The 9,894-nt window shown below is 70.7% G+C and carries 9 protein-coding genes; 5 read left to right on the plus strand and 4 right to left on the minus strand.

From position 1 onward, the window contains the following. The 5 genes from E1267_RS27550 to E1267_RS27570 are packed head-to-tail and all read left to right on the plus strand — an operon-like array spanning position 1 to position 4,833. Complete coding sequence (locus tag E1267_RS27550) at positions 1-954, plus strand: ABC transporter permease (protein WP_165959818.1); 954 nt, start codon at positions 1-3, stop codon at positions 952-954. Further along, complete coding sequence (locus tag E1267_RS27555; RefSeq protein ID WP_132336458.1) at positions 951-1,799, plus strand: ABC transporter permease; 849 nt, start codon at positions 951-953, stop codon at positions 1,797-1,799. Before E1267_RS27550 ends, E1267_RS27555 begins: the two co-directional genes overlap by 4 nt. Continuing rightward, positions 1,796-2,965: a M24 family metallopeptidase gene (locus E1267_RS27560; RefSeq protein WP_132336460.1), complete on the plus strand. Its 1,170-nt coding sequence runs from the start codon at positions 1,796-1,798 to the stop codon at positions 2,963-2,965. Before E1267_RS27555 ends, E1267_RS27560 begins: the two co-directional genes overlap by 4 nt. A 10-nt stretch (positions 2,966-2,975) precedes the next feature. Then, positions 2,976-3,815 carry an alpha/beta fold hydrolase gene (locus E1267_RS27565; RefSeq protein WP_132336462.1) on the plus strand — a complete coding sequence of 280 codons (840 nt, stop codon included), beginning with the start codon at positions 2,976-2,978 and terminating at the stop codon, positions 3,813-3,815. Positions 3,816-3,834: 19 nt separating this feature from the next. Further along, positions 3,835-4,833, plus strand: a complete 999-nt coding sequence (locus E1267_RS27570) for an Lrp/AsnC family transcriptional regulator (protein ID WP_165959819.1) — start codon at positions 3,835-3,837, stop codon at positions 4,831-4,833. 7 nt (positions 4,834-4,840) lie between these two features. On the opposite strand, the gene E1267_RS27575 is transcribed toward E1267_RS27570, so the two are convergent. From E1267_RS27575 to E1267_RS27590, 4 genes are all read right to left on the minus strand, one after another. Next, positions 4,841-5,194 (minus strand): hypothetical protein, encoded by a 354-nt coding sequence (locus E1267_RS27575; protein ID WP_220449704.1) that lies wholly within the window; start codon positions 5,192-5,194, stop codon positions 4,841-4,843. Between the two features lie 594 nt (positions 5,195-5,788). Beyond that, entirely contained in the window at positions 5,789-7,150 is a 1,362-nt protein-coding gene (locus tag E1267_RS27580; RefSeq protein WP_132336466.1) for a phenylacetate--CoA ligase family protein, read from the minus strand. 574 nt (positions 7,151-7,724) lie between these two features. Next, entirely contained in the window at positions 7,725-8,384 is a 660-nt protein-coding gene (locus E1267_RS27585; protein ID WP_132336468.1) for a response regulator, read from the minus strand. Beyond that, positions 8,381-9,894: sensor histidine kinase (locus E1267_RS27590; protein ID WP_132336470.1), on the minus strand; the 1,514-nt coding region annotated here is incomplete at its 5' end. The genes E1267_RS27590 and E1267_RS27585, both read right to left, overlap by 4 nt.

Raw genomic sequence — 9,894 nt, forward strand, 5'->3', positions numbered from 1 at the left:
ATGCGGTTCATCGGCATCCGGCTGGCCCGCGGCCTGCTCACCCTCTGGTTCGCGGTCACGGTCACGTTCTTCCTGGTACGCCTGCTGCCCGGCGACCCGGTGCTGGCCGTGGCCGACCCGAACATGACCGAGGAACTGCGCCAGAAGCTGCTCGCCGACTTCGGCCTGGACCAGCCGCTCGGCGTGCAGTACCTCAACTATCTCGGGCAGCTGCTGCAGGGCAACCTCGGCATGTCGTTCCGGCAGTCGGTCCCGGTGACCACCGTGCTCATGGAGCGGCTGCCCTGGACGCTGATCCTGACGATCTCGGCCATGGTGGTGACGATCGCGCTGGGCATCCCGCTCGGCGTTCTCGCCGCCACCCGGGCCAAGGGCTGGATGGACCGCGTGATCCAGCTCACCGGCGTCACCGCGCAGTCGCTGTTCGTGCCGAGCGTCGGCATCTTCCTCATGTACGTGCTGGGCGTCTGGCTCGGCTGGTTCCCCATCGGCGGGGCGGTCGACCTCGACGCCACCGGCTTCGCCGCCACCCTCAGCATGCTGCACCACCTGGTGCTGCCGTGCCTGTCGCTGGTGCTCATCCAGCTCGGCGGCTACGTGCTGACGATGCGCACCACGCTGATCGACGCGCTCGGCGAGGACTACGTGTCGCTGGCCAAGGCGAAGGGGGTCAAGCCGGGCAAAGTGGTGTGGAAGCACGCCCTCCGCAACGCGCTGCTGCCGACCACCACCATCGCCGGCCTCCAGCTCGGCACGCTGGTCGGCGGCGCGGTGCTGACCGAGACCATCTACGCCTACCCGGGCATCGGCCGGGCCGTCTTCGAGGCGGTCGGCCAGCTCGACTTCCCCGTCCTGCAGGGCGCGTTCGTGCTGCTCGCCGCCGCCGTCGTGGTGGCCAACCTCCTCACGGACGTGGCCTACGGAATCCTCGATCCCAGGGTGCGTACCTCATGACGACGGTCGAGCTCACCCCCCGTCAGCGGACCTGGTCCGCCTTCCGCCGCAACCCGCTCGGCGTGGGCAGCGGGGCCGTGCTCCTCCTGCTGTCCCTGATCGCCGTCCTCGCGCCCCTGCTCGCGCCCTTCCCCGAGGGGTACGGCTCCGACACCTCGCAGCCGCCGTCGGCCACGCACTGGTTCGGCACCGACGACATCGGGCAGGACGTGTTCGCCCAGGTCGTGTGGGGCACCCGGGTCAGCATGGCGGTCGGCCTCAGCGCGTCCGTGCTGGCCATCGTCATCGGGCTGCTGATCGGCGTCAGCGCCGCCTACTTCAGGCGGCTCGACACGCCGCTCGGGGTGCTGGTGGACCTTTCCCTGTCGCTGCCCATGCTGCCGCTGATGATCCTGGTGGCGGCGCTGGCCGGACCGAGCGTGCGCACGCTGGTCGTGGTCATCGCGCTGTTCAGCTGGCCGGAGGTGGCCCGCGTGGTGCGCTCGCAGGCGCTGGCGATCGTGCCCATGCCGTTCGTGTCGGCGGCCAAGGTCGTCGGCGGCTCGTCGTGGTGGATCGTCCGCAAGCACCTGCTGCCCGGCGTCGTCCCCGTCGTCGGCGTGTCAGTCGTGCTGACCACCTCCCGCGCCGTGCTCGCCGAGGCCGGGCTCTCCTTCCTCGGCCTGGGCGACCCGAACAGCTGGTCGTGGGGCACGATCCTGCACAAGGCGCAGCAGTCGGGCTCCCTGGCCTCCGCCTGGTGGACCACCCTCTTCCCGTCGGCGGCGATCCTGCTGCTGGTGCTGTCCACGACGCTGCTGTCCGTGGCCTACAACGACGCTCGCAACCACAGGAGCGATGCATGACCTTCTCACACAAGCTGCCCGACGCCTTCTACGCCGGCGCGCTCGGCCGGGTCCGGGCCGGGATGTCCGCCGAGGGCCTGGCGGCGATGGTGCTCGACGACCCGCTCGACGTCGCCTACCTGACCGGCTTCCACCACTTCCCGAACGAGCGCCCGGTCGCCTGCTGGCTGCCGCTCGACGGCGACCCGGTGCTGCTCGTACCCGACCTGGAACGGGAGTACGCCGCGGACCAGGGAGCGCGGGCCGAGATCGTCGCCTATCCCGAGTTCCCCGGCGTCAGGTCGCCGTTCGCGGTGCTGGCCGGGCACGTGCCCGCGCCGGACAAGGCCGCGTACGCGCTCTCCACCAGCGTCGCCAGGGCGCAGGCGCTGGCCGAGGCGTTCCCCGGCACCCGCTGGGCGGTCTCGAACGCGGTCGGCCGCGTACGGCTGCGCAAACTCCCCGAGGAGATCGCCCTGCACGAGGAGGCCGCCCGCATCGCCGACGCGATGATCGAGGTCGGCGCCGAGCTGGTCAGGGCGGCCGTCGAGGCGGGCGGCGAGCTGCCCACCGAGACGGAGCTGGCCTCCCACGTCATCTCCCACGGCAGCTCCCTCATGTACGCCAGGCACACGGACGTCGTCGTCGTGCCCATGCTCACCGGCGGCCTCGTCTACGGCGGCCCCAACTCGGCCCAGCCGCACCGCCTGCCCGGCGGCGACCGGCTGCGCAAGGGGGAGACGTTCATGCTCTCGCTCGGCTGCGCGGTCGGCGGCAGGTTCGTCGAGAGCGAGCGCACGTTCGTCATCGGCGAGCCGACCACGCGGCAGGCCCGCTACTACGAGACCGTCCGCGAGGCCCAGGAAACCGGCACCGAGGCGCTGGTCGCGGGCGTCACCTGCGAGGAGGCCAACCGCCGCTGCCTGAGGGTCATCGAGGAGGCCGGGCTGGCCGAGCACATCCGCCACCGGCAGGGGCACGGCATCGGGCTCGGCTTCCACGAGCCGCCGTGGCTGTCCGACGGCGACGCCACCGAACTGGCCCCCGGCATGATCCTGTCCAGCGAGCCCGGCGTCTACGTGCCGGGTCACGCCGGCTACCGCATCTCCGACACCGTCCTGGTCACCGAGACGGGACCGCGCCGGCTCACGGCGTACCCGCGCGAGCTCACCGACGTCATCATCTGAAAGGCAGCCTGTGTTCGTCGACATCAACGACAACCCGCTCAACGTCGAGATCCTCGGCGACGGCGAGCAGACGATCATCGCCCACCACGGCGCTCCCGGCCTCGGCTCGCTCGCCGAGCCCGAGGCAAGCTTCGGGCGGCTCGCCGACGACTACCGCGTCGTCGTCTTCGACGCCAGGGGCTCGGGCAGGAGCGGTCAGGCGGGCCCGTTCACCCACGAGCAGTGGGTCGCCGACGTCGAGGGCCTGCGCCGCTGGCTCGGCGTCGAGCAGGTGATCGTCGCCGGCGGTTCGTACGGCGGCTTCATCGCCATGGAGTACGCCGCCCGCCACCCCGGCCGGGTGAGCGCCGTCGTGCTCCGCGACACCTCGGCCGACAACGCCAACCAGGAGCTGGCCGTCCGCAACGCCGCCGCCTCGTCCCGGGCGCGCATCGACCCGGCCAAGCTCGACCGGATCATGTCCGGCACCGTGCGCGACGACGACGACCTGCGCGACTGCTGGCGGGAGATCCTGCCGCTCTACGACCACGACTACGATCCGGCCAAGGTGGAACAGCGGGTGGCCGCCACGCCGTACCACTATGAGACGCACAACTACGCGTTCGCCGTGAACCAGCCCGGCTACGACATCAAGCATCTCCTGCCCGGCATCACCGCCCCCACCCTGATCACCGTCGGCCGGCACGACTGGATCACCCCGGTCGAGTGCAGTGAGACCATCGCCGCGCTCATTCCCGGCGCCGAGCTGCGCGTTTTCGAACGATCGGGCCACTCCCCGCAGGTCGAGGAGGCCGACCTGTGGGAGGCGACCGTCCGCGACTTTCTCTCCAGGGTGCGCGAACGGGCCTGAACGCGCGATGATGCCCCCGATGGAAGATCTCGACGACCTCGACCGTAAGATCCTCGCCGCGCTGCACGTGAACGGCAGGGTCAGCTGGACCGACATCGCCCAGCTGCTCGGCATCTCCACCACCACGGTGGCGCGGCGGGCGCAGCAGCTGTTCGCGGCGGGGCTGGCCCGCGTGGCGGTGCTGCCGCACCTGGAGTGCGACGGCCCCGTCAACACCTTCATCGTGCGGCTCACCTGCGCACCCGGCAGCCAGCTGCGGGTCGCCGGGCTGCTCGCGGCCAACCCCGACATCCGCTACGTCACCATCGTCACCGGCGGCTACGACATCGTCTTCGAGCTGGTCGCGCCCAAGGACCGCGACCTCTACTCGATGCTGGTCGAGTTCGTGCACGCCATCCCCGGGGCCCAGCAGAGCAGCGCCGACCTGGTGCTGCACACGTACAAGGTCAGCTACGACTGGAGCGTTCCGGTGCTGGGAGAGCGGGCGGCGTCGTTCGCGGTGCCGCCGCGCGCCCGCACCTGCGGGCGCAGCCACCTCGACGACGTCGACCGCGAGGTGCTGGCCGCGATGCGGGAGGACGGGCGGGCCAGCTTCCAGTCGGTCGGGCGGCGCCTCGGCATCAGCGAGAGCACGGCCAGGCGGCGGCTGGAGAGCATGCTGGAATGCGGCTGCGCCACGGTGGCCACGTTCATCCCGGCCGCCGCCCTCGGCTACGAGGCCGAGATCCTGTTCTGGCTGTCGGTCGAGCCCAGCATGCAGGACAGCGTCGCCGAACGGCTGGCCGACGAGCGCGGTGTACGGATGATCGCCTCCATGCTGGGCCAGGCCTCGCTCATGTGCGAGGTGATCGTGCCGACCACGGCCGACATCCACCACTTCACCTCCCGCACGCTCGCCTCGATCCCCGGCATCCACTCCTGGACGGCCGGCGTGCAGGTGCTGACCGTCAAACGGGGCTTCCTCATGGTGCCGTGGGCCGAGGACCGCATCGCGGCCGCCCTGGCCCAGCGCGTGTGACACACCTTCACCGCGTGCCGCTCCGGGTTCCGGTGCCGTCCGGGCCAGGGCCGCCCGTGCGCTTGCGCAGCGCTCCTCGCAGCGCCCACGCGACAAGCGTGGTGGTCAGCGGGCCGCCGCCGCCCGCGATCAGGAGCGTCACCGGTGCGGAGGTGGCGTCCAGGAGGAATCCGCCCGCTGTGTAGGACAGCGCGGCGGCCACTCCGACCGCCCCATAGAGGTTGCCGAAGACTCTGCCGAGCATTCCGGCAGGGACCAGGCGCTGCAGCATGGTGTTGGTGGCCACGTCCATCACGAATGTCCGGGCACCAGGGACCTCGACGAACGTGGCACTGCGGAAGGCCCCCTGCAGGTGCCCCACGCCCTGGTCAGGACCGGATCCAGCTCATTGGCGAGCAGGCCGAGCCCGAGAGGCCAGTGGCGGAAGGCTCGCCAGCGCATGGGCTGCAGGTTGATCCGCATCCGGAGCTCGCCGCCAAGGAGCCGGTGCCGTGTGACAGGTCGATCGTAGGCATGGGGGATTCCTTCATGCGGTCGCGGACAGACGGCAGGCGCACATCCCGCCGTTGAAGGTCCGCCGGCGTCATGTGGGCGCGGAGACGACCGAGCCCGGCCCGCCGCCAGGCCGAGCACCGCGAGCGCCAGGCAGACCAGGCCGGTGCCCATGAAGACCAGCATGAACAGCGGGTTGTAGATCTGGACGTTGACCATGTTCATCGTGGCGGCGCCCTGGCCGGCCGGCATGCGCTCCAGTCGGTGAAGCCGGTGCCGCCGCCGGACAGCAGCACCACCGCGAAGGGCTGAGACAGACCATGGTTGATCGGCGCAACTCCTTGTCTGAAAGTCTCAAGCAGGCCGACGCCATGGGGGTGCCGGCACCGAACGCGTCCACCGGGTTCAGACGGCTCACATGAGCCCATGAGCACGCCCTGCGTGAAGCGCTGTCAGTGTCGGCTCAGCGGGTGTAGCGGTGTTTGGCGCCCGGCGGGAAATAATCCGGGTCGCCAGACTCGCGCAGGCGGATGAACGGCGCCTGCCGCGCGGCGGGCACATAGTGGGCGAACTCGCTGTTCAGCCGGAGCAACTGGGTCAGGATCGACTCGCCGGCCAACTGGCCGATCTCCTCCGTCGGCTTCTCGCCCGGCATCAGCTCCACCGTCACCGTGAGATGCCGGTCGCGGTCGGCGTCCTCGCTCACCTCCAGCACGAACTTGCCCGTCACCCTGCCGCTGATCTCGGGCTGCTCCAGGCCGATCGCGATGTTCTCGGGGAAGACGTTCGCGCCGTAGTAGGAGACGGTGAAGTGGCTGCGGCCGAACACGTACACGAACGGGCGCTCGGGGTCGCGCGCCGCCGGCTCGAAGCCGTGCCCGCGCACGAAGGCCAGCATCTCGTCGTACGTGACCAGCCCGCCCTCGTCGGCGATGTGGTAGCGGATCAGCGGGACCCCGTTGTCGCCCGAGAACAGCAGCGTGCCCTGGTGCTCCTCGAAGAAGCGCACCTCGGGGTCGTACTGGACGAGGGTCGGCAGCCGCGACTCGCCGAAGAGTTCCCTGGCGGCGGCAGGACGGGCGGACAGGAAACGGCGGATCTCGACCGACAGCGGGGTCTCGTTGCCGAGCACGCCCGCGTCGGCGGTGCCGTACAGGGAGGCGATGCCTCTGACCGGGTCCTCGATCCCGGCCCGTGCGGCGACCAGCGTGCGCCACTCCTCGCTGAACACCTCGCCCGCCGTGACCAGCTTGACGTTCCAGCGGTGCCAGGGCAGGTCCTCGGTGTCGATGATGTTCTTCAGGAACGGCGGGTAGCCGAGCAGCACGACCTGGTCGAAGTGGGGGGCGAGCTCCGGCAGCACGCGCAGGATCTCCCTCCGGTCGGTGCCGGGGGCGACGACGGTGATCGGGTAGCCGCGCCCGGCCAGGTGGCGGCAGCAGTCGACGGTGAACAGGCCGCCCACCCAGGTGCCCAGGGCGAAGCACACGACGGCCAGGGTGCGGCGCTCGCGGGCGGCGAAGGAGTCGCGGAAGACCTCCTCGAAGCGGGCCGCGATCACCTGCTCGTCGGCCGCCGACCTCGGCCAGAACGACGGCTCGCCGGTGGAGCCGGAGGACACCGCCACGATGTCCCCGATGACGCCGTCCCTGCACAGGTCGGGGAGGGAATGGCGACGCGTGTAGGTCTCCTTGGTCGTCATCGGCAGCCGCGCGAAGTCCTGAAATGTACGGATCTTCTCCGGATCGATGGAGTTCTCCGCCAGAAAGGCGCGATAGGCGGGAACGCTCCCCGCCACCTGCTGGAAGAGCGCAACCGGGTCCATCAACATCTCCTGAGGGGAGCGCGGCCTCTGAGCAGCGGGGGAATCGCGAGCGGGAGGGCTGCCCAGGTGCGAGCGTGCCCGGACCTGCCAGGTCTGCGCATCACAGGTTTCCCTCCTCGTGTACGGGCAACCACGCACGCCGGCACCAAGCCGGCCGGGAACGTCCTCAGGCCGGGGTCTGCCGTCCGTCGCGCAGCGCAAGCGGCCCAACGGTGCGAGGAGCGCACGAGTCACCAACCGACTCTACGACGCGCCAGGCCCCAGCGAAACGCCCCACACCTGCTCCCGGCGCGGTCCGGGAACGCCACGACACAGCCACGACACAGCCACGACACAGCCACGACACAGCCGACGCGGAACGCCGAAGCCCGTGTGCATGACCTGCGGAAGCTATGCGTCGAGAGGGGGATGCGGGGCTCCATGGAGGAAGGCCCGCACCGGCTCGGCGTCCGCTGGAGGGCTATCCGGAGGTGAGCAGGCCGCCCCTGCACACGTTCTCCTTCTCGTACTCCTCGGAGGGTGACAGGCACCCGTTGCGGCAGGCGCTGGATCAGTCCGTACGCTCGCGTGAGCCTCATTCGCCGGGGCGGACGAGGCCGGTCTCGTAGGCGAAGACGATCGCCTGGGCGCGGTCGCGCAGGCCGAGCTTCATCAGCACGCGCCCCACATGTGTTTTCACGGTCTGCTCGGCCACGAAGAGCTTGCCTGCGATCTCCTGGTTGGACAGTGCCTGGGCGACCAGGGCGAGCACCTCCGTCTCCCGCTCGGTCAGCTCGTCGAGCCGCCGCCCGCCCGGCACCGGTCGTGGACCGCCGAGCCGGGCGAACTCGTGGATGAGCCGTTTGGTGATCGAGGGGGCGATGAGCGCCTCTCCGTCCGCCACCACCCGGACCGCGTCCGCGAGCTGCGCGGCTGAGGCGTCCTTGAGCAGGAACCCGCTGGCCCCCGCCCGCAACGCTTCGTAGACGTAGTCGTCGAGGTCGAACGTCGTCAGAATGAGCACCTTGGTCGACTCCTGGCGGGCGAGGATCTCCCTGGTGGCCTCCAAACCGTTCATGACCGGCATGCGTACGTCCATGAGCACCACGTCGGGATCGAGCTCGGCGGCCCGCTGCACGGCCTCCCTGCCGTCCGCCGCCTCGCCGACGACCTCGATGTCCGGCTGCCCGCTCAGAAACACGGTGAACCCCGTGCGCACCATCCCCTGGTCGTCGGCGATCAGAACCCGGATCACACGTTCTCCTTCTTCGCGATCGGCAGCACTGCGCGCACTTCGAAGCCTCCACCGGAAACGGGCCCGGCGTCGAACGTGCCGCCGAGCAGCGCCGCCCGCTCCCGCATGCCCACCAGTCCTTGCCCCGCCCCGCGCGCCGCGTCCTGCGTCGCCCTGTGTGCCGTGTCCTGGCCCGTTTCGCGCGACGTGGCCCCGTTGGGCTCAGGAGCCGTGGCCCGGCCGGACGCGCGCATCACGCGCTGAGAGGCCTCGCGGGGGACATCGCCAGGAACGCCCAACCCACCGGAATCGGATCCACCGGGACTGGAGCCTCCGGGACCGGCGTCACTGGTTCCGGAGCCACTGGTTCCGGAGCCGCCGGGACTGGCGGTGGCGCTGGTGTCGCGAGGGCTGCTGCCCGGCCCGTTGGCGACGTACAGCCGCAGTTCGTCCCCGTCGCGGGTGATGTCGAGAGCCACGGGCGCTCCCGGCGCGTGCCGCATCACGTTGCTCAGCGACTCCTGCACGATCCGGTACGCAGACAGCTCCACGGCGGGCGGCAGGCCGTCGAGCGAGCCGGACCGTTTGACGAGCACGGCCAGCCCGGCGGAGCGGGCGTTGGAGACCAGCTCGTCGACCCGGTCGAGCCCCGGCTGGGGTGCGGTGTCGGTGCGGCCGTCCTGGTCGCGCAGCACCCCGAGGACCTGGCGCAACTCCGCGATGGCCTCCAGCGACAACCCGCGGATCTCGGCCAGACCCGCCTCCAACTGCACCGGGTCGCCGGCCGCTTTGAGCGGCACCGCCTCCGCCTGGATCGCGATCACCGACATGTGGTGCGCGACCACGTCGTGCAGCTCGCGGGCGATGCGGGTGCGCTCGGCCAGCACGGCCTTGGCGCTCTCGGCCACCTGGGAGCGTCGCTCCTCGACCACGAGCTTGGCCGTGGCCGAGCGCCGGACCCGTACGTTGTATCCGAACAGCACCGCGACGGCCGTGACGACGGACGCGAGCGCCATCGAGTTGGGGTCGGCGATCCAGGCGGTGAGGACCGTGAGGATCCAGACGGCCGAGGTGATCCGCCGGTCGCAGCGCAAGGCCACGGAGTAGAGGATCAGCAGGTAGGACACGATCACCGGGGGCGAGTAGGGGATGGTGCCGGACTGCCCGATCGTCTTGGACACCCAGAGGACCAGGGGCATCGACACGAAGGCGACCCGCCACGCGGCCAGCGGCCATCGGTCGCGCAGAGCCACGGGCATCGCCACCGCCAGGGCGGTGAGGTAGGCGAACTGCTCGTTGACCGGCAGGGGAGCGTGGAGGTTCCAGTCGCTCATCATGGACTGCGTCGTTCCGAACAGGGCGAAGGCCAGCACCAGCTCGGCCCACCGGATCAGGTCGACCGTCTTCAGCGGAACGAGCACCGTCAGCCAGCGCGGCACCCTGACGACCAGGCGGCGGGGGGACGACGGCGGGTCGGCGTCAGCACGCCACAGGGCCAGCTCGAACGGCCGCGCCAGGCTCATCGCCGCAC

Source organism: Nonomuraea longispora, from assembly GCF_004348345.1.
GTDB lineage: Bacteria > Actinomycetota > Actinomycetes > Streptosporangiales > Streptosporangiaceae > Nonomuraea > Nonomuraea longispora.